Annotated in this window: 18 protein-coding genes and 2 pseudogenes; 6 read left to right on the top strand and 14 right to left on the bottom strand. The window is 73.1% G+C overall.

What is annotated here, in order from left to right:
* Positions 1-19 precede the first annotated feature (19 nt).
* Positions 20-1,312 carry a trans-sulfuration enzyme family protein gene (locus tag ACLZN2_RS34390; RefSeq protein WP_416983354.1) on the top strand — a complete coding sequence of 431 codons (1,293 nt, stop codon included), beginning with the start codon at positions 20-22 and terminating at the stop codon, positions 1,310-1,312.
* On the opposite strand, the gene ACLZN2_RS34385 is transcribed toward ACLZN2_RS34390, so the two are convergent.
* From ACLZN2_RS34385 to ACLZN2_RS34370, 4 genes are all read right to left on the bottom strand, one after another.
* Positions 1,309-2,571 carry a GNAT family N-acetyltransferase gene (locus tag ACLZN2_RS34385; protein WP_416983353.1) on the bottom strand — a complete coding sequence of 421 codons (1,263 nt, stop codon included), beginning with the start codon at positions 2,569-2,571 and terminating at the stop codon, positions 1,309-1,311. The genes ACLZN2_RS34390 and ACLZN2_RS34385 overlap by 4 nt on opposite strands.
* Before the next feature lie 109 nt (positions 2,572-2,680).
* Entirely contained in the window at positions 2,681-4,267 is a 1,587-nt protein-coding gene (locus tag ACLZN2_RS34380) for an alkaline phosphatase D family protein (protein ID WP_416983352.1), read from the bottom strand.
* A gap of 233 nt (positions 4,268-4,500) precedes the next feature.
* Positions 4,501-5,331: an alpha/beta fold hydrolase gene (locus ACLZN2_RS34375; protein WP_416983351.1), complete on the bottom strand. Its 831-nt coding sequence runs from the start codon at positions 5,329-5,331 to the stop codon at positions 4,501-4,503.
* A 101-nt stretch (positions 5,332-5,432) separates the two neighbouring features.
* Complete coding sequence (locus ACLZN2_RS34370; protein ID WP_416983350.1) at positions 5,433-6,086, bottom strand: NADPH-dependent F420 reductase; 654 nt, start codon at positions 6,084-6,086, stop codon at positions 5,433-5,435.
* 252 nt (positions 6,087-6,338) lie between these two features.
* Here ACLZN2_RS34370 and ACLZN2_RS34365 point away from each other — a divergent pair, with 252 nt between their 5' ends.
* Complete coding sequence (locus ACLZN2_RS34365; RefSeq protein WP_416983349.1) at positions 6,339-7,100, top strand: GntR family transcriptional regulator; 762 nt, start codon at positions 6,339-6,341, stop codon at positions 7,098-7,100.
* A 60-nt stretch (positions 7,101-7,160) separates the two neighbouring features.
* Here the strand turns inward: ACLZN2_RS34365 and ACLZN2_RS34360 are convergent, their stop codons facing one another.
* The 3 genes and pseudogenes from ACLZN2_RS34360 to ACLZN2_RS34350 all read right to left on the bottom strand — a co-directional run.
* The gene (locus ACLZN2_RS34360; protein WP_416983348.1) at positions 7,161-8,321 is read right to left on the bottom strand and encodes an ROK family transcriptional regulator; all 1,161 of its coding nucleotides are present in this window, start codon (positions 8,319-8,321) and stop codon (positions 7,161-7,163) included.
* A 99-nt stretch (positions 8,322-8,420) separates the two neighbouring features.
* A pseudogene (locus ACLZN2_RS34355) lies at positions 8,421-9,078 on the bottom strand (response regulator).
* Positions 9,079-9,092: 14 nt separating this feature from the next.
* Positions 9,093-9,530, bottom strand: a pseudogene (locus ACLZN2_RS34350) (sensor histidine kinase); the annotation flags it as partial.
* On the opposite strand from ACLZN2_RS34350, the gene ACLZN2_RS34345 reads away from it, so the two are divergent.
* Positions 9,513-10,181 (top strand): ABC transporter permease subunit, encoded by a 669-nt coding sequence (locus tag ACLZN2_RS34345; RefSeq protein ID WP_416983385.1) that lies wholly within the window; start codon positions 9,513-9,515, stop codon positions 10,179-10,181. The pseudogene ACLZN2_RS34350 and the gene ACLZN2_RS34345 sit on opposite strands and share 18 nt — an antisense overlap.
* Positions 10,182-10,323: 142 nt before the next feature.
* Here ACLZN2_RS34345 and mug read toward each other — a convergent pair whose 3' ends face one another.
* The 4 genes from mug to ACLZN2_RS34325 form a co-directional block, all read right to left on the bottom strand.
* Positions 10,324-10,878, bottom strand: coding sequence for a G/U mismatch-specific DNA glycosylase (gene mug, locus ACLZN2_RS34340; protein WP_416983384.1), 555 nt, complete (start codon positions 10,876-10,878; stop codon positions 10,324-10,326).
* Positions 10,875-12,317 (bottom strand): adenylosuccinate lyase, encoded by a 1,443-nt coding sequence (gene purB, locus ACLZN2_RS34335; protein ID WP_416983347.1) that lies wholly within the window; start codon positions 12,315-12,317, stop codon positions 10,875-10,877. Before purB ends, mug begins: the two co-directional genes overlap by 4 nt.
* Positions 12,318-12,448: 131 nt before the next feature.
* The gene (locus tag ACLZN2_RS34330; RefSeq protein WP_416983346.1) at positions 12,449-13,972 is read right to left on the bottom strand and encodes an aKG-HExxH-type peptide beta-hydroxylase; all 1,524 of its coding nucleotides are present in this window, start codon (positions 13,970-13,972) and stop codon (positions 12,449-12,451) included.
* Positions 13,969-15,264 (bottom strand): FxsB family cyclophane-forming radical SAM/SPASM peptide maturase, encoded by a 1,296-nt coding sequence (locus ACLZN2_RS34325; protein WP_416983345.1) that lies wholly within the window; start codon positions 15,262-15,264, stop codon positions 13,969-13,971. Before ACLZN2_RS34325 ends, ACLZN2_RS34330 begins: the two co-directional genes overlap by 4 nt.
* Positions 15,265-15,540: 276 nt before the next feature.
* Here ACLZN2_RS34325 and ACLZN2_RS34320 point away from each other — a divergent pair, with 276 nt between their 5' ends.
* From ACLZN2_RS34320 to ACLZN2_RS34310, 3 genes are all read left to right on the top strand, one after another.
* Positions 15,541-15,747 carry a hypothetical protein gene (locus ACLZN2_RS34320; protein ID WP_416983343.1) on the top strand — a complete coding sequence of 69 codons (207 nt, stop codon included), beginning with the start codon at positions 15,541-15,543 and terminating at the stop codon, positions 15,745-15,747.
* A 223-nt stretch (positions 15,748-15,970) separates the two neighbouring features.
* On the top strand, positions 15,971-19,642 hold the full coding sequence (gene fxsT, locus ACLZN2_RS34315) for an FxSxx-COOH system tetratricopeptide repeat protein (protein ID WP_416983342.1): 3,672 nt from the start codon (positions 15,971-15,973) through the stop codon (positions 19,640-19,642).
* A 53-nt stretch (positions 19,643-19,695) separates the two neighbouring features.
* The gene (locus ACLZN2_RS34310; RefSeq protein WP_416983341.1) at positions 19,696-20,703 is read left to right on the top strand and encodes a hypothetical protein; all 1,008 of its coding nucleotides are present in this window, start codon (positions 19,696-19,698) and stop codon (positions 20,701-20,703) included.
* A gap of 13 nt (positions 20,704-20,716) precedes the next feature.
* Here ACLZN2_RS34310 and ACLZN2_RS34305 read toward each other — a convergent pair whose 3' ends face one another.
* From ACLZN2_RS34305 to ACLZN2_RS34295, 3 genes are all read right to left on the bottom strand, one after another.
* On the bottom strand, positions 20,717-22,990 hold the full coding sequence (locus tag ACLZN2_RS34305) for a hypothetical protein (RefSeq protein WP_416983340.1): 2,274 nt from the start codon (positions 22,988-22,990) through the stop codon (positions 20,717-20,719).
* A gap of 76 nt (positions 22,991-23,066) precedes the next feature.
* A complete protein-coding gene (locus tag ACLZN2_RS34300; protein WP_416983338.1) occupies positions 23,067-24,161 on the bottom strand; it encodes an ATP-binding protein in 1,095 nt (364 codons plus the stop codon).
* On the bottom strand, positions 24,158-25,102 hold the full coding sequence (locus tag ACLZN2_RS34295) for a hypothetical protein (protein WP_416983337.1): 945 nt from the start codon (positions 25,100-25,102) through the stop codon (positions 24,158-24,160). Before ACLZN2_RS34295 ends, ACLZN2_RS34300 begins: the two co-directional genes overlap by 4 nt.
* Between the last annotated feature and the right edge of the window lie 16 nt (positions 25,103-25,118).

The following is a 25,118-nucleotide window of genomic DNA, read 5'->3' as shown; positions in this document are numbered from 1 at the left end:
GTTGTTCACTCTGCGATGCATGGACTCAGCCGCAGCGAGCACGCACGCGCACGCGTACAACGACGTACGTACGTCCCCGGCACCCCGCGCACTGGCCACGGAGGCCGTGCACGCCGGACGGGACGACCTGGCCCGGCAGGGCCTGCACACCCCGCCGATCGACCTGTCCACCACCTATCCCTCCTACGACAGCCGCGCCGAGGCGGCCCGGATCGACGCCTTCGCCGCGACGGGCGCGGAACCCGAGGGCCCGCCGGTCTACGGACGACTGGGCAATCCCACCGTCGCCCGCTTCGAGACCGCCCTCGCCCGTCTGGAGGGCACCGGGAGCGCCGTCGCCTTCGCCAGCGGGATGGCCGCCCTGAGCGCGGTCCTGCTCGCCCGCGCCTCCCTGGGGCTGCGGCACGTCGTGGCCGTACGCCCCCTCTACGGCTGCAGCGACCACCTGCTGACCGCCGGACTGCTCGGCTCGGAGGTCACCTGGACCGACCCGGCCGGCATCGCGGACGCCCTGCGCCCCGACACCGGCCTGGTGATGGTCGAGTCCCCGGCCAACCCGACCCTCGCCGAGGTCGACCTGCGGGCCGTCGTCCACGCCTGCGGCTCGGTCCCGCTGCTCGCCGACAACACCTTCGCCACACCGGTCCTCCAGCGCCCCGCAGAGCAGGGCGCACGGTTCGTCCTGCACAGTGCCACCAAGTACCTCGGCGGACACGGAGATGTTCTGGCGGGCGTGGTCGCCTGCGACGAGGAGAGCGCGGGCCAGTTGCGGCAGATACGGTTCGCCACCGGCGGCGTCCTGCACCCGCTCGCCGGCTACCTCCTGCTCCGCGGCCTGTCCACCCTCCCGGTCCGGGTCCGCGAGGCGTCCGCGACCGCCGCCGAACTGGCCCGCCGCCTCACCGCCGACCCACGCGTGGCCCGCGTCCACTACCCGCGCCTCGGCGGCGCGATGATCGCCTTCGAGGTCCACGGCGACCCGCACGAGGTGATCGCCGGAGTCCGCCTGATCACCCCGGCGGTCAGCCTGGGCAGCGTGGACACCCTCATCCAGCACCCGGCGTCCATCAGCCACCGCATTGTCGACGCGACAGACCGCAGGGGCGCGGGCGTGAGCGACCGCTTGCTGCGCCTGTCGGTGGGCTTGGAGGACGTGGAGGACCTGTGGAGCGACCTGGACTGCGCTTTGGGGGGCGCCTGCGCACCCCCTCCAGGGGCGCGGGGCGATGACATATGCGGCTCCGCCGCGTGGGCGCGACCAGCCACGACGAGTCCGCAGCCGCGATCGATCCCGCACCCCCAGGGCGCTTAGACGTTCCCCAACTCACCAGAGTGAGAGAACGACTCCTTGACCACCCCCACAGAATCCAGCCGAGCCGTGATCACAAGAGTCCCCTCCTCGATCTGGTAATCAAGGGGCAACCCAAGCCCCCGCATCGCGGCCACCATCCCCGTGTTGGACGACTGCGTCACCGCGTACACACTCGCGCACCCCGCCTCGACGGCCATCGCGACCAGCCGTTCGAGCAGCTCACGTCCGATGCCACGCCGCTGCCACTGGTCCTCGACGAGCAGCGCGACCTCCGTCTCGTCCCCGTCCCACAGGAGGTGCCCCAGCCCGACGATCCGCCCGGAGGGCGTCCACACCGCGAGGGTGCGCCCGAACCGGGGACTGAGCAGGTGGTTGAGATAGCGGTCGGCGTCGCCGACAGGCCCGTGGTACCGCAGGGCGAGCGTCCGAGCCGAGCACCGCTCGTGCATCGCCCTGGCCGCCTCCAGGTCCCCGGTGTCGGCCCGGCGCACGGTGATGTCGTTGCCCTCGGGCAGCGTCAGCACGTCCTGGCCGCGCGGGATCCGCGGACCGAGCCGGGCGTCCAGCTCGACCAGGGCACGCGCGCGTGCGAACTCGGTCGGGGTGAACGGCAGATACGGCCGCTCCACGGTGATCACTCCGCCTTCCGGCGCCCGCAGGCGCATCACGGTGTCCTCCAGTACTCCTTCGACGGGTACGTCCGTTGCCCCCTGGCCACGGCCGTCGGCGGGCGTGGCGGGCAGCGAGCGGATCGTGCACCGGCCGAGCAACTGCCGCAGCGCGAGCGGCAGTTCCGCCGCGTCGAGGGCGGTGCGGGTGGCGAGACCGAGGACCCGGGTCGGCGCGTCCACCAGGTCGTGGGCGTCGGCCCGCTCGATCCAGGTGCCCGTGCCGCCCGCGCCGGCGACGGCACGGGTCATGTCGGCCGAGGCGAGCGCGGCCGGGGCGCGCAGCAGGAACTCGTCCACAGTGTCCTCGCCCAGCGGATGCGTCTGCAGGCTCAGGATGTCCACGCGGTGCCCCGCCAGCGCCGTGCACAGCGCGGCCAGGGAGCCCGGCGCGTCCTTCACCGTCGTCCGCATCCGCCACAGGGTGCTTGCCGCGCCGCCGGCGCCGGGCCCGGCCTGCTCCTCCGGGGAGGACGGCCGGGCACCGGTATCACTCGCGGGCGGCGGGTCTTCGTGGCGGCGTGGCGTCCAAGCGGCCTTGAAGAACGCGCAGAGGGCGGCAATTGTCACGTCAGACTTGTTTCGACTCATGCAGCCACTGTGAAGGAGCGGTGTTGCGTGATCACGAACGGTTTGTGACTGACGGGTAAAGGCCGCGAATGCCCGTTTTGTTAACTCTTCTACGACTACTGCTCCGCCGTCACTGCCCCACGCGCCCCGGCTGCAGCACCTGGGTGAACAGCACGGTGCCGTCCTGCTCGCGCAGTCGCACCGTCAGCTCCCCGCTGTCGCCGTCGATGTCGACCTCGCCGAAGAACTGGTACCCACCCGCCGGGGACACGTTGGCCACCGTCGGAGCCTTCACGAACACCCGCTCCGGGCCGAACGTGCCGTCGAGCGCGTTGGCCGGGAAGGCCCCCGCGTTGAGCGGGCCGGAGACGAACTCCCAGAACGGCTCGAAGTCGGTGAACGCGGCCCGTGAGGGCTGGTAGTGCTGGGCCGAGGTGTAGTGCACGTCGGCGGTCAGCCACACCGTGCCGGTGATCCGCCGGTGCTTGACGAACCGCAGCAGCTCGGCGATCTGCAGCTCACGGCCGAGCGGAGCGCCCGGGTCGCCCTGCGCCACGGCCTCGATGTTCGCCCTGCCCTCGGTGGTGTCCGGCACGACCAGGCCGAGCGGCATGTCGGCGGCGATCACCTTCCACACCGCGCGCGAGCGCGCCAGCTCCCGCTTGAGCCACTCCAGCTGCTCCCTGCCGAGGATGCCCTGCGGGTCCACCGTCTGGTCGTCGGCCGAGTTGGCGTTGCGGTACGTCCGCATGTCCAGCACGAACACGTCGAGCAGCGGACCGTGCCGCAGCACCCGGTGGACGCGGCCCTCCTTGCGGCCCGGCTGGAGCGTCGAGATCGGGAAGTACTCGCTGAACGCCCGCCGGGCGCGCGCCGTGAGGACGTCGATGCTCTTCTCCGTGTAGCGGGTGTCGGTGGCGGCGATCACCTCGCCCGGGTACCAGTTGTTACGGACCTCGTGGTCGTCCCACTGGATGATCGACGGCACCTGGGCGTTGAACCGGCGCAGGTTCTCGTCCAGCAGGTTGTAGCGGAAGTTGCCGCGGAACTCCGCGAGGGTCTCGGCCACCTTGGACTTCTCCTCGGTGACGATGTTCCGCCACAGGGAGCCGTCGGGCAGCGCCTGGGTCGCGGCGAGGGGGCCGTCGGCGTAGACGTTGTCGCCGGAGCAGATGAAGAAGTCGGGGTCGAGCTTGGCCATCGCGTCGTAGATGCGGTATCCGCCGAGCTCGGGGTTGATGCCCCAGCCCTGGCCGGCCAGGTCACCGGACCACAGGAAGCGCACCCCGCGCCGGCGTCCGGCGGGCACCGTGCGGAAGGTGCCGGTGACCGGCTCGCCGGTGCGGCGCGGATCGTCCGGGTCCGCCAGGGTCACGCGGTAGTGGATCTGCTCGCCCGCGGGCAGCCCGTGCAGCCGGGTCGTGCCGGTGAGGTCCGTACCGGCGCCCAGGAGGGGGCCGTACCAGCGCCGGGCGTGCCGGAACGATTCGGTGGCGGCCGTCTCCACGATCATTCGCGCCGGACGGTCGGAACGCACCCACACCAGACCGGAGTCCGAGGTCACGTCCCCGGTCTGCACACCCCAGTCGGCCCGGGGCCGTCCGGACAGGGCCAGCGCCGGCGCCGCGCCGGCCGCGACGGGCAGGGTCAGGGCCGCGGACGCGGCCAGCGAGCCGCGCAGGACACTGCGGCGCCCGGGCAGGTGAAGGTGTGACATGGGAGGGCCTCCAGGGACGGGATCCGGCCGATGTGCACCGCCACAACTACTGGTGCACCGCAGCGCACACGGAAACCCCAGGTGAACAACTTCCCGCACCCCCACGGGAGTCGACCCGCCCGCGTCTGTCCCTGTCCCCGTGTCCCTGTCCCTGTCCCCGTGCCCGTCCCGGAGACGCTCCCCTCGTCGGCCGTACGGCGTCCCCGGCCCGTTCCTCGCCTCACCCGGACGGCTCAGCGGCTGCCGTCCAGGATCACTCGGGCGACCAGCGCCGGGTCGTCGTTCATCGGGCAGTGGCCGCAGCCGGGGAGGCGGACCAGGCGGGCGGCGGGGATGATCTGCTTGGCGCGGATGCCCTGGCGGCGGACGAGGAGCCAGTCGCGGGTGCCCCAGCCGACGGTGACCGGGACACCGGGGATGTCGTCCGTGAACTGCACGGTCGTGCCCGCCCGCAGGGTCTGGTCGAAGCCCGTGGCCTGGGCCAGCGCGAGCGTCTCGGCGACCACGGCCTCGGGCGCGCGCCGACCGGGGCGGGCGTAGATCGTGCTGGTCAGGGCCGTGCGGCCGGCCGCGGTACGGGACAGCTGCTCGACCAGGGGCAGGGGCAGCCGACGGGAGATGTGGCGCATGGTGAGCAGGACACCGAAGGCGTACCGGCGTTCGGCCTCCGACCAGAACCCGGCGGGGGACAGCGCGGTGACGGACCGTACGAGCTTCTCGCGGCCGAGCTCCAGGGCGAGCAGGCCGCCGAGGGAGTTGCCCGCGACATGCGGCCGTTCGAGTTCCAGGCTCTCGCAGAAGGCGGCGAACACGGCGGTCGTGGTGGGCAGGTCGTAGGCGAGCCCGTCCGGCAGCGCCGGGGAGACACCGAAGCCCGGCAGGTCCACGGCGATGACGTCCCGCTCGGCGGCCAGGATGTCCACCACCGGGTCCCAGGCCTGCCGGTGATGGCCGATCCCGTGCAGCAGCAGGAGCGGATCGCCGCTGCCCACCCGCTTGTAGGACACGGTGACCGGCTGCGGGCCACTGGGGGTGGTGACCGGGAAGGAGACGGTGGCGGGCATGGGGGAGCTCCTCGTCTGGACGGACCGGCTGACGCCGTAGACAGCTTGTCAGCAATTGCTACCGACGGGTAGCCCTCCAGGTGCCGCAACCCCGGGCGAGGTCAACGGGGGGTGTGCAGTTCCAGGTTGAAGTCGGCGTGCCCGAAGTGGCGCATGAGGTTCAGCCACAGCGGCAGCCACATCTCCACACCCCGCGCCGCCTGGATGCCACCCAGGTCCAGCACCCGGTCCGCCGGCCACCCGAACTCCCCGAGCAGCGCCGTGACCTGCGCCTTCGCCTCCGCGTCCGCGCCGCACACGAAGATCTGGTGCCGGCCCGGCACACGCGCGGGATCGACCATCACCTGGCAGTTGACGGTGTTCAGCGACTTCACCACGCGTGCGTGCGGAAACGCCCGCTGGATCTGCTCGCCCACGCTGTCCGACTCCACGGGCGACAGCCGCACCTCGCCGTCCTCGAACGACAGCGGGTTGGAGACGTCCACCACGACCTTCCCGCCGAGGTTGTCCGCCCCGGCCGCCTCCAGCGCGGCGAGCGCCACCTGCCCCGGCACCGCGTTCACGACCACCTCGGCGCCCGCTGCGGCCTCGGCGAACGTACCGGCGGAGGCGCCCGCGCCCATGCTCGCGGCCCACTCCCGGCCCACCGGGTTGTCCTTCGTGCGCGAACCCAGGGTCACCTCGTGACCCAGTTCCACCAGCTTCCCGCCGAGCGTACGACCGACCTGCCCGGTGCCCAGCACCCCGTACCGCATCGCGACCTCCCGATTTCCGGATGTCTCCGGACCACTGCCGACTCGGTCATTGTGTGCCGGGAGCCCGGATTCCGCCCGGACAGCACCGGGCGCATCCGCTCTCCCGGCGTGCGCCGGTAGGCCTTCCGGCGGATCGCGGATTGGTCTTGACCAAGGGTGGGGGCCGTTTTATGGTCGCAGACAAGTGCAACAACCTTTAATAAACAAGGGCGCGAAATACGCCGCCGGACCACGGTGATTGCGGAGGACAGGGTGGGGACCACGCAACTGGAATCGGTACCGGAACCGAAGTACTGGCATCTCAAGACCGTGCTCAGCGAGGCGCTCGACTCCGAGTTCGCCGTCGGCGAGATCCTGCCGAACGAGCGCGAGCTGGCCGCCCGCTTCGGTGTCGCCCGCGCGACGCTGCGCCAGGCCCTGGAGCAGCTCGAACTGGAAGGCCGGCTGCAGCGCCGCCGCGGCGTCGGTACGACTGTCGCACCGCCCCGGATGGGCGTTGCCGTCGGCTCGGAGCGGCAGGGCTGGCCGGGTGGCGGGGACGACGCCTGGAGCTGCGTCGACAGCGCCCTCACGGTCCCGCCGGCCGCCGTCGCCACGGCCCTGGAGACCCCGCGCGATCAGGCCGTGCACGTGGTGCGCCGCTCCCGCGTCTCCCACGGTCAGCCGGTCGCCGCCGAACTCCTCTACGTCCCGGCCGCCTCCGTGCCCGGCCTGACCGCCATCGACAGCCCGTCCGAGGCGGCACGCGCGCGTGCGGTGCTGCGCGAACTGCAGCACCTTGAACTGCAGGGCCAGGACCGCGCCGTGGAACTGGGCTCGGCCCGCGCGGACGACGCCAGGGAACTCGACCGGCTGCCCGGTGCCCCCGTCCTCGTCGTCACCACCCGCTTCTTCGCGGGGAGCCGTACCGCCGCCCTCTCCGTCGCCACGTATCGCGCTGACACGTGCCGCCTGACGTTCGGCGCCTCGGGTGGGGTGGAGATACACCACGGTCCGGAACGCCAGGCGTCCTGACGGCCCAAGCCCCAAGCCCCAAGCCCCGCGCCCCGGAACTCCTCCGGGGCGCGGCGCGTTTCACAGGTGACGTCCCGTCACCGTTCCCTCCACCGCGAACAGTTGCTCCTCCGCATGGTCCAGCGCCAGCCGCAGGGCCCCCGTCGCCACCGCCGCCTCGCCCAGCATCGACAGCGCCACCCGCGGCGGTCGCAGACAGTAGCGCGCCAACTCCCGCCGCAGCGGCTCCAGTACGCCGTCGATCCCGGCCGCCCAGCCGCCGACGACGACCAGCTCCGGGTCGAGGGCGAGGACCAGCGCGGCCACGTCGTGGACGAGCCGCTGGAGGAAGCGGTCCACGGCGGCCCGCGCCTGCTCGTCGCCCTCACGGGCCCGGGCGAACACCTTGGCCACCGCCTGCTCGTCCAGCGGATGCAGCGGTTCCCCCGTCGTCGACAGCAGGGTCTCCGGGGTCACCTCCCGACCCAGCAGATGCAGCGCCCCGATCTCCCCGGCCGCCCCGCCGTACCCCCGGTGCAGCCGCCCGCCGATCAGCGAACCGGCGCCCGGACTCAGCCCGGCCAGGACGAACACGACGTCGTCGGACTCGGTGGCCGATCCCTTCCAGTGCTCGGCGACGGCCGCCGCGTTGGCGTCGTTCTCCACCAGCACGGGGCACTTGAAGGAGCGGCTCAGCCGGTCGCCCAGCCGCAGCCCGGTCCACTCCGGCAGCGCCGTGCCCAGCCGTACGGTCCCGTCCGCCTCGACGATGCCGGGTGTGGCCACCCCCACCGCCCGCAGCGAGTCGCGTGGCACGCCCGCCCGGCGCAGCAGTTCGGCGACCGCAGCGCGCAGCCGCTCCAGCCGCTCGTCCGCGGACGCCGTCTCGTCGACGTCCTTGGCCTGCGAGCCCAGCAGCCGCCCGTCCAGGTCGGCCAGCAGCGCCGCCACCCGGTGCGGGCCGATCTCCAGGCCCAGCAGATGCCCGGCCTCCGCACGGAACCGGAACCGCCGCGCCGGCCGCCCCTGCCGCCGGGCGACACTCTCGTCGGCCGCCTTCTCCACGACGAGCCCCGCCTCGATGAGGTCCTCGACGACCCCCTCGACGGTCGGCCGGGACAGCCCGGTCACCCGTGTGATCTCCGTGAGCGTCGCGCAGTCCACGGCACGCAGAGCGTGCAGCACCACCGCGGAGTTGATCCTGCGCAGCAGCGAGGGATCCCCGCCGGTCAGCCGCCCCAACGTCCGTCCTCCCAGCTCGTGCGCGTGATGGCCGGATCGTACTCGGCGGGGACGAGCCGGGCGAGTGCGGAATCCGTACCGATGCCGTCACACACCGTCTCAACCCGGCGCCACGAAGCCCGACTCGTACGCCGTGATCACCGCCTGCGTGCGGTCGCGCGCCCCCAACTTCGCCAGCACCGCGCTCACATGCGACTTCACCGTCTCCGTGCCCACCACGAGCCGCCGCGCGATCTCCGCGTTGGACAGCCCGCGCGTCATCAGCCGCAGCACCTCGGCCTCCCGCTCGGTCAGCGGGGCCCGCTCCAGGGTCTCGCGGGCCGCACGGTTGCCGCCCGCCTCGCCGTACTCGGCGGCCAGCCGCCGCACCGACGCCGGGAACAGCAGCGACTCGCCCTCCGCGACCAGCCGTACCGCGTGCACGATCTCGGCGGGCCGGGCCCGCTTCAGCAGGAACCCGTCCGCGCCCGCCCGCAGCGCCTCGTACACGTACTCGTCGTTCTCGAAGGTGGTCACGCCCAGGATCTTCGGCGGCCAGTCCACCGTCCGCAGCACGGCGCGCGTCGATACCGTCCATCAGCGGCATACGGACGTCCATGGCGACCACGTCGGGCCGCAGTTGCCGCACCAGCGGGATCACCGCGGCCCCGTCCGCCGCCTCTCCCACGACCTCGATGTCGCCCTGCGCCTCCAGCACGGCCCGAAGACCCGCGCGGACCAGGGGTTCGTCGTCGACGAGGAGTACGGTCACCGGCATCCGGCCAGCGTAGATCAGCGCAGCGGCAGCTCCGCGCGCACCTGCCAGTCGCCCGCGTCCGGCCCGGTCGCGGCGTGTCCCCCGAGCAGAGCCGCGCGCTCGCGGATCCCGCGCAGCCCGGTGCCCCGCCCGGGGCCGGGTATGCCGGCCGTCAGCGGATTGCGCACCTCGAGGCGCAGCACACCCTCCACGACACCCACCCGGACCCGGACGGCTCCCGCGTGCCGCAGCACATTGGTGAGCGCTTCCTGAAGGATCCGGTAGCCCTCCCGCGACACCGGTCCCGGCACGCCCTCCAGCGGCCCGGTCAGCTCGGCGTCGACCTTCGCGCCGGACGCCCGCGCGGACTCCAGGAGCCGGTCCGCCTCGGCGAGCGTCGGTCTGCCGCTCACCGGACGCTCCGCCTCGCGCAGCACCCCGAGCACCCGCTCCAGATCCGCGAGCGCGGAGCGTGCGCGGTCCTGCTCGCCACAATGGCGTTCTCGGCGCTGGCCGGCATCGACACCGACGGCGACGACTCCGACCCCCTGTTCTCCGTCTTCTTCGGGGTGAGCTTCGGCCAGATCGCGGCGGTCGCCTTCGGTACGACGGCCGTGTCCGCCGAGTTCCAGGGCGGCGCCCTGCGGGTGTCGCTGGCCGCCGTACCGCGGCGGGGCCGCTGGTTCGCCGCCAAACTGACGGCGATCGCCCTGTCGGTCCTGGCGGTCGGCCTGGTCACGGGCCTGGCGACCCTCGCCGTGGGCAGCGCGATGCCGGGCGACCAGGCGGGCGGCCCGGACCTGGCCGAGAGCCTGCGCGGGGTGATCGGCTGTGCCCTCTACCTGACGCTGATGGCCCTGCTCGCCGCAGGTCTCACGTCGGTCCTGCGCAGCGGAACGGGGGCGCTCGGCATCCTGATCCCCTTCCTGCTGATCGTGTCCTTCGTCGTCGGCGACATGTCCGGCAACGCCGCCGACTTCCTGCCCGACCGGGCCGGCCAAGTCGCGCTCCACAGCGGCTGGGACGGCAGCCTCGGGCCCTGGACGGGGCTCGCGGTGACGGCCCTGTGGACGACGGCCGCGGTCACGGCGGGAGCGTGGCTGGTGCGACGCCGGGACGCCTGAGCGGAGCGCGGTGCGCGTCGCGGAGGCGGAGCGGTCGCGGAACACGGCCGCTGGGTTGCCCTCGGCGTGGCCGACCTCGACCCGGACGACGAGATACGACTCCTCCTCGTCGTCACGGAGACGGACCCGCCTCGACCCGCGGTCAGCCCTCCGCCGCCACCCGCAGCCGCGCGAACTCCTCCGCCATGGTCGCCGCCGTCCAGTGGGCGTTGAGGCCGCTGGGGTTCGGCAGCACCCACACCTGCGACTCCCCGATCACCCGCTCCTGCGGCCCCACCGAGGCCTTCCGGTCGCCGAAGGCGGCCCGGTAGGCGGTCACGCCGACCACCGCGAGCCGGCGGGGCTTGAGGCGCGTCACCTTCTCGCTCAGCAGCCGTCCGCCCTCGCGGTACTCCTCGGCGCTCAGCTCGTCGGCCCGCGCGGTCGCCCGCGCCACCACGTTCGTGATGCCGAGGCCGTACGACAGCAGCTCCGCCTGCCCCGCCGGCTTCAGCAGCCTCGGCGTGAAACCGGACAGGTGCAGCACCGGCCAGAAGCGGTTGCCGGGACGGGCGAAGTGGTGACCGGTCGCGGCCGTCATCAGCCCGGGGTTGATCCCGCAGAACAGCACACGCAGACCGCCCGCGACGACGTCCGGTACGAGACGGTCGCGGGCGGCCTCCAGCTGAGCCTGGGTGAAGCGGGGCGAGCGGGTCAGAGGATCGCCCCGGGGGTGTAACCGGCCGCCTCCGGACGCTGTTTCACGATCTCCTCGATCCGGCCGACGACCGTGGCCACCTGCGCGGCCGCCGCGCCCGTGAAGGACAGCTTGTCGGCCATCAGGGCGTCCAGCTGGGCGCGGTCGAGCGGGAGGCGCTCGTCGGCGGCCAGCTTGTCCAGCAGCTCGTTGCGCTCGGCGCCCTGCTCGCGCATGGCGAGGGCGGAGGCGACGGCGTTCTCCTTGATCGCCTCGTGTGCGAGCTCACGGCCCACGCCCGCGCGCACCGCGCCCATCAGCACCTTGGTGGTGGCGAGGAACGGCAGGTAGCGGTCCAGCTCCCGGGCCACGACCGCCGGGAAGGCGCCGAACTCGTCGAGCACCGTCAGGAACGTCTCCAGCAGACCGTCCAGCGCGAAGAACGCGTCCGGCAGGGCCACGCGGCGCACCACCGAGCAGGAGACGTCGCCCTCGTTCCACTGGTCGCCCGCCAGCTCACCGGTCATCGACGCGTAGCCGCGCAGGATGACCATGAGGCCGTTGACGCGCTCGCAGGAGCGGGTGTTCATCTTGTGCGGCATCGCCGAGGAACCGACCTGGCCGGGCTTGAAGCCCTCGGTCACCAGCTCGTGCCCGGCCATCAGCCGGATCGTCTTGGCGAGCGAGGAGGGGGCGGCCGCGAGCTGCACCAGCGCCGTCACGACCTCGTAGTCCAGCGAGCGCGGGTAGACCTGGCCCACGGAGGTGAACGCCTGCGAGAAGCCCAGGTGGGCCGCGATCCGGTCCTCCAGCTCGGCCAGCTTGCCCGCGTCCCCGCCCAGCAGGTCCAGCATGTCCTGCGCCGTCCCGACCGGGCCCTTGATCCCGCGCAGCGGGTAGCGGCCGAGCAGCTCCTCGACCCGGCCGTACGCCACGAGCAGCTCGTCGGCGGCCGTCGAGAAGCGCTTGCCGAGGGTGGTGGCCTGCGCGGCCACGTTGTGCGAGCGGCCGGCCATGACCAGCTCGCCGTACTCGCCGGCCAGCCTGCCGAGGCGCGCCAGCACGGCCACCGTGCGGTCGCGGACCAGCTCCAGCGAGAGACGGATCTGCAGTTGCTCGACGTTCTCCGTGAGGTCGCGGGACGTCATGCCCTTGTGGACCTGCTCGTGCCCGGCGAGGTCGTTGAACTCCTCGATCCGCGCCTTCACGTCGTGCCGCGTGACCTTCTCGCGCTCGGCGATGGAGGCGAGGTCGACGGTGTCCAGGACACGCTCGTAGTCGGCGATCGCCGTGTCCGGCACCTCGATCCCGAGGTCCTTCTGGGCTTTCAGCACGGCGAGCCAGAGCTGACGCTCCAGCTTCACCTTCTGCTCGGGCGACCAGAGCGTGGCGAGCTCGGCGGAGGCGTAGCGTCCGGCGAGGACGTTCGGGATGCGGGGCTTGGCGGGCGCAGAAGTCACGTGTACGGAGTTTACCTGCCGTCCGCAGGGGCCTTCGGACGGTCCACGGAGCCCGTTGTGCGCAGGTGAGGGCCCTGCCCGACGGCGTGTGGCGTCCGCCGCGGACGCCGCTCCGGCTCGCCTCCCCGCTGTCAGGCGGGCAGTGCCCGTTCCGGCACGCCGTTGCGGGCCTGCCAGGCGGTGAGATGGGCGCGCGCGGCGGACTCGGCGCGTATGCGGGCCGAAAGGGGGACCGGCTGCCGGCACAGGGCGTCCAGGGCGTCGAGCATCCGGTCGGCGAAACGCCGGCCCAGAGGCGTCAGCCGCCCCGAGGCCAGGATGACGAGGGTGGCGTCACGAGCGGCCAGGCGCCAGCGCGCGAACTGGACGTGCGCCTCGGTCTGCAGTGTCGGCCCGGTCTCCCGCCGGCGCGCCCAGAACAGGGCGACGCCCAGATGCGCGTACGCCCCGTGGAAGAGGCCGATCAGCGGGCGTGGATCGGGGCGCCAGGGGGCGTAGAAGCGGTCCGGGCCCTCGGAAGGCTCCAGCAGGTCGAACAGGTGCAGTACGGCGGCGAACTTGTTGTGCTGCATCTCGTGCGCCATGGTCACCGCGAAGCCGGTCGCCGTGGCCGGCCGGGACATGCCCACGCAGCCGAACATCTCCGCGGTGCTCCCGCTCACCGAGCCCTGCCCGCTCCTCACCAGCGGCACCAGCAGGCGCGTGTCGGCCGCCAGTTCCCCGTACGTCTCCGGGTGCTCCGCGCGCAGCATCGCGCACCCCGGGCGTGCCACGGCCCGCCACCGGCCCACCTCCGGAGTGCGGGGGCCCGGCGGGCGGACGGCGTTGGGAAAGCCCGGCTGGTCGAGGACGTCGAGGAGGAGCGGAGCGCCGGGCGCCAGGGTGGAGAGGTGGCGAGGGGTGTGCCATCGCCCTCCGGAAGGCGTCAGGACCACGGGGGCTTCCCGGTGCTCCGGCGCGGTCCACCAGCCCGGTTCCCTCGCAGGCTCCGGAGCGAACGGCGGGTCCGGCGGGTCAGTGTCCCGCCGCGGCCCCCGTTCCTCCCGGACACGCGGCTCCTGGCGAGGGCCGGGTCGCCCCGGTTTCTCGCGTGGTCCGGACAGGGTCACCCGGGCCGTCCCGTCCGTGCCGACGACGACCTCCGCGGTTCCGCCGTACGGGGCATCGGCGCGGGGGAAACAGGCGCGGCCGAGTGAGGGCAGCGCCATCCACGGCCCCTCCACCTGCCAGGCCAGCCGCACCGGCAGTCCCGCGCGCACCGCGGCCGCGGCCGCCAGCGCCGTGAACCGGCCCAGCGCGGCCCGGCCCGGGTCCGGGCCCCGCCGCAGCGCTGCGAGCAGTCCGAACAGGGCCGGACCGGCAGCCGGGTGCTTGAGGACGGTCGCCCCGGCGGCCGGGTCCGCGCGGGTGGCGGCGGCGAGGAGCTCCCAGGCCCGGGCGGCCTCCTCGGCGACCGCGCCACCGGTCTCCCGGGCCGCGGCCGTCACGGCGTAGGCGCAGGCCAGCCTTCTGCTGTGCTCGGCACGGGCGAGCAGCCGCAGGGCCTCGGCACCGCCGCCTCCCATGGCGACCGCGTCGAACAGCGCGCTCGGCATCCGGTGCGGGGGCGGCGTGATGCCCTCGCCCCGTCCGTGCTCACCGTTCTCGCCCGTCACTCCGCGCCGTCCGGGCCGGGCAGGCCGTTCTCGCGGCGAGGGCCCTGGGGGGCCGGGCCCCGCGGGCGAGGTGCCGCCGTGAGCCGGCCGAGGTCCGCCGTCAGCCGTTCCCGGACCCGTCCGATCAGCGTGCCGAGTTCCGTGCAGTAGACACTCGGATTCGCGAAGCCGGTCGTCCGGCGATAGCGGGTCGCGTAGTGTCCACCGCCGCACACCTGGTGCAGGGAGCAGGCCCGGCACGTGGGACACAGGCCCTCGCGGCCCCACTGCCGGGCAGCGACTCCGGGATGGCGCAGAAGATCGTCGAAGGTGTGCCGCCATACGTCGAGGCCGGTGCGGGACGCGCCGTCGTACGCGGTGCGCAGGGCGTCGTCCTGGGCGAGGGAGCCGTCGCTCTCCACCACCGCGTAGCGCACCGGGCGTATGCCCAGGGACTCCGTGCGCGGGGCGCCTCCGAGCAGCAGGGCGAGCAGATCGTCCAGGAGGCGGACGCGGGTCTCACGGACCGGCGCGCCGTACCAGCGCTCGAAGACGGCCCAGAGCCAGTCGGCGTAGGGCGTTCGCCGGGCGGGCGCGGGCAGCCCCGGGGGTGGGGTGTCCCAGTTGCCGAGCGGGAGCAGGAAGTCCACCGTCGGCGGCGAGTACGCCAGCAGGCTCTCGTAGGTGCGCACCGGGTCGTTGCGCAGGTCGACCGTGCACAGCAGGCCCCCGAACAGCCGGCGGTACTGCTCCTGGCCGAGCAGACGCAGCCCGGTGTGGACACGGGAGTGGCTGCCGCGGCCGTCGGCCGACCGCCGGTGCCGGTCGTGCGCGGCCCGGCCGCCGTCGGTGCTGACCCCGACGCGGATGTCCAGCTCGCCCAGCAGGTCCAGCCGTCGCCCGGTCAGCCGGGTGCCGTTGGTCTGCAGGGACAGGTGCAGGCGTACTCCGTTCCCGGCGGTCGAGCGCAGCGTCCGTGCCAGCTGGGTGAGTTGGGCGTCAGAGAGGAGGAGCGGCTCGCCTCCGTGCAGCACCACGCCCGCCTCGGTGATGCCGTGCGCGGACAGGTGCGCGGTCATGCGTTCCGCCGTGCGTGCGATCGTGGCGGGCGCCATCACGCGCGGCTGGTCGCGCCAACCGCGGTCGTGGGAGCGGTACATGTAGCAGTAGTCGCAGGCCAGATCACACCGGCTGTGAGCCTTGAGCACGAAGGAGTGGAAGGGGAGGGGCACCCAGCCGGCCGCCGTTCGTTCCGCGACGTCGGCCGCGCCCGGCCATGGCGGCTCGGCAACGTGCAGTGGCGATCGGCTCATCCGCTCCCCCCGGCGGCGTACGCCGCGAACCACGCCGTCGACGGCGGCCCACACCGTGCCACCAGTATTCGGTCGGCCGCAGAGCAGCGTCAATATCACTAATCGGTCAACGGATGTCCACCAAAGTGCAGTTGAGGCAGCCCGTGAGGGCAGGACGGCTGACCTGCCGCGGGCCACGGCGTACGCTGAAGTGGCCTTCTTGTATCCCGCCCGGACCCCCGAGGCGCCCGCAGGGCCGTCGCGGCGGGGTCCACGAGACCGCATGGAGTGGACACCATGGCCCCAGCCGAGGGTGTGGCTCGCGTCGCGGCGGACGACGAGCCGGAGGCCGACATCGAGTCACTCGTTCTCGACCTTTCGGCGCTCACCCCGGACGAACTCGCCGCTCTGCCCGAGTCCGTGCTCGGTGACGTGCTGCGCCGGGTGGGTGTCGGCGCCGCGGAGGGCGACCCGTTCGTCACGGGGCACAAGGAGAGCGCATGAACGGAGGGAAGACCCGCCCCCCTATACTGGCAACACCGTATGCACCATTTGGTGCGGATATCTCCCCCTTGGGCTCGACGGCAGCTCGACAGGGACGTCCGCAGGTGAGTCCTGTCGTGCCGCGCCGAGCGGAGAGGTCATGTCTGACGTCAACCCCTATGGCGGAACGAGTCCGTCGGAGCAGCCCGGCCCTCTCCACCGTCAGGACACGCTCCACGTAAACGTGTTCGAACGCCTGGGGCCGTTCGTCGCCTTTCTCGCCACGTCCGAGAACCTCGGCCTGAGCACCACCCTGCGCAACGTCGCCGACATCCTCGCCGAGGGCAGCCGCAGCGTACTGCTCGTTGACGGCCGGTCCGACGCGGCCGGTCCGCCCGGGCCGACGCCCGCTCCCCGGCCCGGCGAGGTCCACCTCATCACCCTCCGCGACCGCGACGCACGGGCCGCCCTCGCGGACGACCCCCTGGCCGCCGGATACGACCACGTCCTGATCGAGGAGCCGGTCCCCGACACGCCCGACGCGGCTGAGGCGACCCGACAGGCCGCCTATGCCGACGCCTTCGTCGTGTGCTTCGCCATGACCGCCTGGTCGATCGACGGTGCCGCAGCCCTCGCCGACGACCTGACACAGCGCCGGGCGGCCCGCCCCGTACGCCTGCTCGCCCTCGGGCTGAAGAGCGACATCGGTGTGCACGACCGGCTGCGCAACGCGCGCGAACGGGTGCGCCGGAAGTTCGGCCCGCTCGCCCGTGCGCTCGGCGAGAGCGACATCCCCTTCCTGGAGATCCCCTACAACCCGCTCTACCAGGACAGCCGCAGCCTCGCCGTGCACACCGAGGACATCGGCACGGTCACCGGGCTGCGCCCCTACTACGAAAGGCTGGCCGACTGGCTGAGAGACCGGCGCACCGCCCGGCTCACCGACGTCACGGTCGTCCACTCCACCCGACACGCCCCCTGGGCCGAGTGGCTGGGCGAACGGCTCGCCACCCAGGGCGTGCGCACCGAACTGCGCCGCGCCGACACCTACACCGGAGAGCGCCCCGACCCCGGCCACGCCCTGCTCTTCGTCTCGCCCGACGACGGCGACGACACCCTTCTGACCCAGATCGGCGCGCTCTCCCACACCGATGTGTTCATCGTGCTGCTGGACGAGCCGTTCCCGCACACCGAGGCCGCCCATCACGAACGCATCGACCTCCGCGGCACCACCGAGGAGGAAGCGCTGCGACGGCTCTACACCGGACTGCGTCTGCGGACCGAGCCACCCGAGCCGGCCCGCGGCGCTGCGCCCTTCCCGCGGCTGCCCGGAACCAACAACGTCGCCCCGCGCGGCGGCTCCTTCGTCGATCGCGGCGACCTGCTCACCCGGCTCGACGAGGCGGTCCGTACGGCCGGACGCAACGGCGCCTGCCTGGTACTTCACGGTCCTTCCGGCTGGGGCAAGAGCGACGCCGCGCACGAACTGTGCCACCGCTACGGAGCCGGCTACGACGTCGTGTGGTGGGTGCGATCCTGGGAACCCGAGCGCGCCGAACGGGGCCTCGGCCGGCTCGCCGGGCGACTGGGCGCCACCACCGACGGCCTCGGCTCCGGCCCCACCCGCGTCTCCCGCCTGCTGACCCGCCTCTCCCGCCCCGACGACGACCTCGGCAACTGGCTCCTCGTCTACGACGGCGCCCCCGACCCGACCGACCTGCACGGCCTGCTGCCCGTGCCCCACGAACGCGGACACGTCCTGATCACCAGCCGGTCCGCACCACCGGAACCCCCCGAGGGAGGCCCACCCGACGCGGCCGAGGACCGCCCCCCGCACCTGGTCCCCTTCGCCGCCCCGCCGATGACCCCGGACGAGAGCCGCACCCTGCTCGCCGACCGGGTGCCGGGCATCACCGAACAACAGGCCGACCAGATCGGCAACGTCGTCGACTTCGTGCCGCAGGCCCTGCACCTCGCGGCGCACTGCCTGGCCGAACGCGCCGCCGTGCACACCCGCGAAGACCACCTGAACCCCGACGCCGCCGTCCGCGCCGCCGTCGGCGACCTGCTCGGCGAGTACCGGGCGGGGCAGACCGCGCTCCTCGGACAGTCCGACCGGGTGTCCCCGGTCGCCGTGATGGTCCAGGTCGCCCGACGGGTCGTACAGTCCACGCCGGGCGCTGCCGCCTGGCGTGCCGAGAGCCCCGAACACGACGCACTGGGCTGGCTGCTGGACGCCGCGTCCCTGCTCACCGGCCGTGGCATGGGCCTGGACCTGCTGCGCTCGCGCCGTATCCTCTCCGAACTGGCCCGCGACGACGACGCCGTCCACCCGTCCGCCGGAGTCCGCCCGCCCGACGACGTCCAGCTGCCCGACGAGCACATGGTCAGCGTCGCCCTGTGGGCGCTGGCCCAGGTGGGCCTGCTCGACGTCGACTTCGACCGCGCGGCACAGCCGCTCGCACAGCACCATGGACTGCGCGACCTGATCCGGGCCGGTATGAGCGAGGAGGACCGCAGGCACATCGAGTCGGTGCTGCGCGGCATCCTCGCGGAGTACGCGCCGCAGGAGAACCAGGACCTGCCCGCCGACTGGGCCCGCGAGGTGTACGCGCTGCGCCTGTGGGAGGACACCCGGCCCCGGGTACGGCGTTCCCTGCTGCGTCATCTCGGTTCCCTGAGCCAGCGCGGCGAGGCCGCCGATCTCGACCGGCTCCTGGACATCGCCGGCCAGGCCCACGCCTGGTGGCGCGCCGATGACGACGAACAGACCCCCGAGTACCTGCGGCTGCTGAACTTCACCGCTCGTGCCCACCGGCTGCGCGGCGACTACGACGCCTCCCGCCGCTTCGCCCAGGAAGCCCTGGCCGGCCACCGCCGGCTGCTCGGCACCACCCACCCGCGCACCCTGCTGTCCGCCGACTCCTACGCCGCCACCCTGCGCGCCCTCGGCCGATTCGACGACGCCCTCCTCCAACTCCGCCCCGCCCTGGAGCAGTTGGAGGTGCTCCTGGGCTGGAAGCACCACGCCACCCTGCAGCTCGAACACAACGTCGCCCTGACCGAGGCCCTCACCGGCCGCGTCGCCTCCGGCCTCACCCGCCTCCAGTCGCGCTTCCGGTACCGGCAGGCCGTCGGCGGCGTCGACGACGAGACGGCCTGGGACTCGGCCGACCTGCTCGCCCACCTCTACCGCGCGTCGGGCCGGGTCGGCGAGGCGCACGACCTGCTGCGGCAGCGGCTGCGCCGGCACGGCGACGTCTGGGACGGCGAACGCCTGCTCACCGAGGTCGGCCTCGCCATCAGCGAGCGCCGCCTCGCCGACGGCTTCCCCGCCGTCAAGGATCCCCGCTACGGCTACGAACTCGCCCACGAACGCGACAAACGGGCCCTGCGCCTGTACGTCAGCCGATTCGGCGCCGACCGCTTCGACACCCTGCGCTGCCGGTTCAGCTACGCGGCAGACCTGCACGCCCTCGGCAAACCCGGGGACGCGGAGGAACAGGCCCGGCTGTGCGGGGAGACCCTGGCCCTGCGGTTCGGGCCCGGGCACCCCTTCACCGCCCTGTGCCAGGTCCGCCACGGCGTCTACCTGCGTGCCACGGGCGAGTTCCGGCTGGCCGAGGAAGTCGGCCGCACCGCACTGAACCTCCTCGTTCACAAGCTGGGCCGCGCCCACCCCTGGGTCGCCGCCGCCGAGAACTCCCTGGCGGCCACACTGGCCGCCGCCGGAAACACCGAGGAGGCCGTCGTGCTCGCGCACGCCGCCCTCAGCCGACTGCGCGACCTCGGGGTCGCCCACCGCCCCGACGGCCGCCGCGTCAGGCACCATCTGGACCGGCTCACCGCCACCGGCCCCCAGCGCCCGGAACCGGCCTCCGGCTACGACATCGACCTGGAGCTGCCCGACTTCTGACCTCTCCCGCGTCCCCCTCCCGCGTCGATCGCACCCACCGAAAGGCGAGCACCGTGGCAGCGCCCGTACCGCATCCCACCGACACCCTCACCGAGTCCCACTGGACCGAGAAGCGGCACGGCCGGATCACCGCTCTGTGCGAGGAAGAGGTCGCCCGAACCTCCGGGATCCGTTCGATGTCCCACTACAGCAACGGCATCCTCGACTTCACCGTCATGCGGCACCCCAGGGCCCCGCTCAGCAGCCTGGTGACCGAAGCCGGCGACGAGGACGACAACGAGTCGCTGCCCACCAGCCGACTGCTCCTGTGCGCCCAGGACCTCGGAGCCGTGCTGCGGCCGCTGGGCACCGGCGAACTGATGCGCACCGTCGTCGTCAACTCCCGCGGCGGGTTGTGGGGCGGCCGGGCCCGCCCCGGCGAGTTCCTCGCGGCGACCACCGACCTGTCCACCGCCGTGCCCGACATGGACGCCGCCATGAACCGACTGACCACACGCATCCGCACGGAGATCCACTCCCTGCCGGACGAGGTACTCGGAGGCGACGAGCAGGCCCGGCCGCACCTGGCCAGCGCCGGGGCGGCCACCGGCCCGCACGTCGACTTCGGTATCGCGGCCGAGCCCGACAGCGCCTACGAGGCCCAGCTGCGTGACGTGTGGCGGACCCACGTCAACACCACCGACCTGCACTACGCCGCCTACTACCGCAACTGGACGCTCGTCTGCGTCGGTGACGTCTTCGACACCGACGCCCTCGGCCCGCGGTTCATGGACGTCAGCGTCCGCACCCGACGCACCGCCTACCGCGACCTCTCCCGCGGCCTGCGGGGACACGTCGTGCGGCTCACCGACGCGCTCGCGCTGGTCGCCCCGCCCGTCGCCGGTCACGCCCCCGTCGACCGGCTCGTCCTCGACGTACAGGAGGGCGCGGTGTACGTGCACTGGACCGCGGCGGACTCCTTCCTGCTCGGGGTCACCCTCGACCAACGGCAGGTCGGCAACGCCGAACGCCGCCTGAGCGGACTGACCCAAGCGGTGAGCCGTATACCGCTGCCCCGCTGAACGGGCCTGCCGGTCAGGAGGCGGTGGCCGTGCTCAGCGCCCCCCACACCTCCTCGGCCAGCACCTCCACCGTGCGGGCCGAGGTCAAGGGGTGCTGCGGCCCCGCGCCGCCCAGCAGATGCACCGGCAGCACCTCCACCGCGCACTCGTACTCCCGGCAGATCCGCCGCAGTTCGCCCAGCTGGAACTCCGTCGCCCCGCCCGGCGCCGCGGCCCGTGCCCACCCGACCACCGCGCTGCGGAAGTCCTCGGTGAGGGTCCGCACCAGCGTGGCGCAGCCCAGCACGCTGAGATCCGCGGGAGTCGCCGCCGTACGCAGGTCCGCGGTGCGGTCGGCGACGCGGCGGGTCACCGTCTCCAGCATGGCGAGCGCGTCCCGGAAGCGACGCCGGACCGGACCGGGCAACTCCGAACCCGCCACGTCCGCCTCCTGCGCCACGGCGCGGGGCGGCCGCGTATGACTGGTCTGCGCCTCCACCGCCAGGGCCGCCAGACTGTTCCGCACCGCCCGCAGTTCGGCCGTCTGCTGCTCCATGTCCCGTCGCAAGCGCTCGCTCAGCTCCACGAACCCGCTCTCGCTCTGTTCCTGGAACAGCCGCCGCTGCAACTGCAGCAGCGCCTCGTGCACGGCCCGCGCGAAATCACCCGGCTGGTACAGCAGCGGGCGTGAGCCGATCGCCCGGCCCAGCCGGTCCAGCATGGGCTGCGACGCCAGCCCGTTGACCACCAGCAGGGCCTCGAACCGGCCGGGCCGTACCGCGCTGCGCAGCCCGTGCACATGGGTCGTGATGCGCTCGGCGTCGTCGGCCAGCAACACGGACCGGGTGTGAACCACCGCCAGATAGGTGTTGGGCGCGGGCGACAGCCAGTACAGGACCTCGTCCCGGTCGTCCTGGGAGCGCGACAGCCGGGCGGGCACCGGATCGCGGGAGGCGATCCGCCACTGGCCGAGGTCCAGCGCCTCGTGCACGTCGTCCTGGACCTGCCGGAGCGACACCTGTTCGTGCAGCGCCCGAACCGCCCTGAGCACCGTGGCCCCGGACACCTCGCGCACCGCGCCCTCGGAGTCCTCGCTCGACTGCCAGGCGAGCCGGCTCACCCGGAGCACCTCGCGGGGCACGCCGTCGGTGAGCTCGTGCAGCAGCCGCAGGGACTCGTCCTCGAACGGGCCCACGCCGCCACGCCCCGAGCGGGCGGCCGGCGGGGCACTCGCGGCGAGGTACTCCGCCACCAGCTCCCGGGTGTGCGACTCGTCCAGTCCGATCGGCCACAACTGCACCACCCGCTCGTGGATGCTCGACCGGAGAGCCCGCAGCCCCTGGGGCGAGGTGCAGAACACCAGCAGACCACCATGGCTCGTGTAGATGTTGACGAGCCGTTCGAAGGCGTCCATGAAGGTGCGCCGGTTCTCCTCCGGCCAGTCCAGTGCCTTTTCGAGCGAGTCCACCAGCAGGACGTAGGAGCGGCCCACCCGGCCGTAGAGGAAGCCCTGTACGGCGAGCGCGTCGAAGACCCGGTCGATGCCGGCCGCCGCGCTCCCGCCGCCGGACGGGCCGAGCGCCTCCGTGATGCCCCGCTCGCGCAGCGGTTCGGCCGGTTCCTCACCACTCAGCCAGTTCCACACCATGCGCTTGAAGGCGGGTTCGAGCAGCAGGGCCAGGGCTGTCGCGAACCGGCGGTGCTCGGTCACCTCGTTCAGCTTCCCGCGCAGATCGGCGTGCATCACCTCGGGGTCGTAGCGCAGCGCGGAGATCACCTTGTCCGGGTCGAGCGTGCGGTCCCGCAGCCCCTCCGCGATCTGCAGCAGCGTCTCACGGCGCGGATCGTCCTCCTGGGCCCCGACCCGTGCGGCCGTCACATAGGCGTAGTAGTCCCGCACCAGATCCTCGAAGGCCTGCCGGCCCTGCCCGGTGTCACCCGGGCCGCGCAGCCGGTCCCGGTACAACCGCCCCATGTCCTGGACCGGTTCGTCCACGATCCACATCGCGGTTCCCGGATGCCGGGCGCGCACCCACTGGTGCCCATGGCGCAGGGCATGACTCTTGCCCAGGCCGAACCCGCCCACCAGCGCGACGGCCCGACCGCGCCGTCCCGCCGCGGCGGGCGGCGCGAAGTAGTCCGTGATCAGTGTCTGCAGGTCCCTCACCAACGGGGTGTCGATGTGCGCGTTGCCGGAGTCGCCTCCTCGCACGGCCACCTCACCGAGGTCGGACGCCGGGCCCAGGCGCACGACAGGGATCAGCGGGAAGGGGTTCCCGTGCCAGAGCTGTCCATCGACTGGGGCCACGGCGGCACTCCTCGTCTGTCCGGTTACGGCGTTCCGAGCGGCGGTGTGATGCGGGGATCGCGGGGTGCGGGACAGGTCACGACGGCGGTGGCGGACCGGGCTGACGGGGCACCGCCGGGACACTGGAGGAGGAGCGGCGGGCCATCGCGGCCAGGTCCAGGGCGGGTTCACCGAGATCGGCCGGACTGACCAGGACGGGGGCGCCCCGCTGTCTCTGCTCCTCGGCGAGGCTGAAACACCGCTTGCGCAGTTGCCGCACGTCCGAGCTGACCCAGGCGTCGGCGTGCGGGGAGAGCGGGGGCTCGGGGTCCGGATGCGCTCCACGCGTCGACTGGCTGAACTTCACGGTGTCCTCCGGAGTGAGGCTGCCGAGCGAGAGATGGGTGAGTGCGGGGTTGCCCCAGATTTCCTCGACCACCTGGTGTGCCTGTTGGGGGTCGTGGTGACTGACTTCCACGAACAGTACGATCCGGCTGCGCGCGTGTCTCAGGCAGGTGCGGAGAAAATCCGTACGGACCCCGCCGCGTTCGTCCCGCCAGTCCATGTGCGGCACGATCACCAGGAGGAGCGCGTCCTGTTCGGCCAGCAGCGTGCTCAACGACAGAAACGCCTGGTAGACGTCCGTCTGGGCACGGATGTGCGCCAAGGGCGAGTCCGGGAGTCTGCCGCTCAGCGCGTCGACGACCCGGTCGCGCAGCTCTCGGTTGATCTCGTCGACGGCGCGCTGCCCTCGCTTGTCCCGGCTGAAGCGGTCGTCGCGGTTGTCGTAGCCCGCGGTCATCGCCACGAGCGGCTGGGGCGGCCGGATGACGCCGGGTTTCCGGGGCGCGGCGGCCGCCCGCTGTGCGTAGTCGGCCAGCCGCTGCCGGGCCAGGTGGACGCACTGGTGGATCAGCGTGGTCTTGCCCATGCCGACCGGCCCCGTGACCACCACCAGATGGCCGTTGTCGACGTGGGGCAGGATCACCTCCGGCAGCCGGTCGAGCCACTGGGCGAACTGCCCGACCCGGTCGCGCGCGTGGTCGACGTCCACCCACAGGCCCGTGTGGCTCTCCTCCGCCCACGGCACCAGCGGATGGTCGTCCACCGGCCGTGGGGTCAGCCACGGCAACAGGTCCCTGCTCCCCGGCACATGGACGCCGTAGGGGTTGTCCGGTACCGGCTCCGTCATACGGCCGCTCCGGGCCGCCGGGGGAGCCACTGCCGCACGGACCGCCAACCCCAGTACACCCGGCCATGGTCGAGGCCGCTCAGGGAAGCCAGCGCACGGTTCAGCGAGGTCCGCTCCGCCCGCGCCAGGTCGCTGCGGGCGTCCTTGCCCAGCGGTGCCCCGTCGCGGACCCTCGGCAGCGGCTCACCCAACGGGATGTCCGCCGCCACCAGTCGGGCGGCCCGCCGGCGTGCCGGTGAGCCCGGCAGCCGGCCCAGGGCGGCTATCAGCCCCTCGCGACAGCCGCGTACCGCCGTGTGGTCGGCGCCCGCGTCGTCCTCGTAGGCCTCCAGGTACGCGCCGACCGCCCACCGGAACGCGCTTTCCTCGCTCTGCAACTGCTTCTTCAGTTCCCGCCGTTCGGACGACGTGCGTTCGAAGAGCTGGCCCCCCAGGGTGAGCAGCACACCGACCAGCAGCGGCGGCAGCCCCTTCACAAAGGTGAGGAACCAGTCCTCCTCGGCCGGACTCGGCGCCGCGGTCACGGGTGTCCCCGCGGTCGCCGCCATCAGCGCCGAGCAGGCCCGGGCGAAGTCCTTCTGGTGCACGTCGGCCCAGCGCTGCGACGAGATCTGCCGGGGCGTGCCGACCGACCGCACCGACTCGGTCGTCGACTCCGCCGTGAGCAGCCCGAGGCGTACGGCGGCGGCGACGAGGTCGACCCGGTGTGCGTCGGAGAGGCAGTACACGAGCTGGACGTCCCTGCTCGGCGAACCGGCGGCCGCGGCCACCGTCGGTGACGCGGCCACCAACGCCAGGGCCGCGCCGCACACCGCCAGCACGCCCCGCGCGGACCGGCTCGGCCCGCGGGCCGCGACGGCGGCGCACGTCGCCGGACGGACGCCCGGCGGACGCCGGAGCCCCCTCGCTCCCGGCCGGCCGGACCTGGAACCCTGCCGCATACATCCTCCCCCTCCG

Origin of the sequence: Streptomyces sp. T028 (assembly GCF_048159505.1) — a bacterium.
Lineage (GTDB): Bacteria > Actinomycetota > Actinomycetes > Streptomycetales > Streptomycetaceae > Streptomyces.
The sequence above is the reverse complement of the archived record's forward strand: the minus strand, read 5'-3'. Positions and strand labels throughout refer to the sequence as shown.

Bases quoted from the DNA above. Each gene is read 5' to 3' on its own strand.
- ACLZN2_RS34390 (WP_416983354.1), top strand. From the start codon at position 20: ATGGACTCAGCCGCAGCGAGCACGCACGCGCACGCGTACAACGACGTA.
- ACLZN2_RS34385 (WP_416983353.1), bottom strand. From the start codon at position 2,571: ATGAGTCGAAACAAGTCTGACGTGACAATTGCCGCCCTCTGCGCGTTC.
- ACLZN2_RS34380 (WP_416983352.1), bottom strand. From the start codon at position 4,267: ATGTCACACCTTCACCTGCCCGGGCGCCGCAGTGTCCTGCGCGGCTCG.
- ACLZN2_RS34375 (WP_416983351.1), bottom strand. From the start codon at position 5,331: ATGCCCGCCACCGTCTCCTTCCCGGTCACCACCCCCAGTGGCCCGCAG.
- ACLZN2_RS34370 (WP_416983350.1), bottom strand. From the start codon at position 6,086: ATGCGGTACGGGGTGCTGGGCACCGGGCAGGTCGGTCGTACGCTCGGC.
- ACLZN2_RS34325 (WP_416983345.1), bottom strand. From the start codon at position 15,264: ATGAGCCGATCGCCACTGCACGTTGCCGAGCCGCCATGGCCGGGCGCG.
- ACLZN2_RS34320 (WP_416983343.1), top strand. From the start codon at position 15,541: ATGGCCCCAGCCGAGGGTGTGGCTCGCGTCGCGGCGGACGACGAGCCG.
- ACLZN2_RS34300 (WP_416983338.1), bottom strand. From the start codon at position 24,161: ATGACGGAGCCGGTACCGGACAACCCCTACGGCGTCCATGTGCCGGGG.
- ACLZN2_RS34295 (WP_416983337.1), bottom strand. From the start codon at position 25,102: ATGCGGCAGGGTTCCAGGTCCGGCCGGCCGGGAGCGAGGGGGCTCCGG.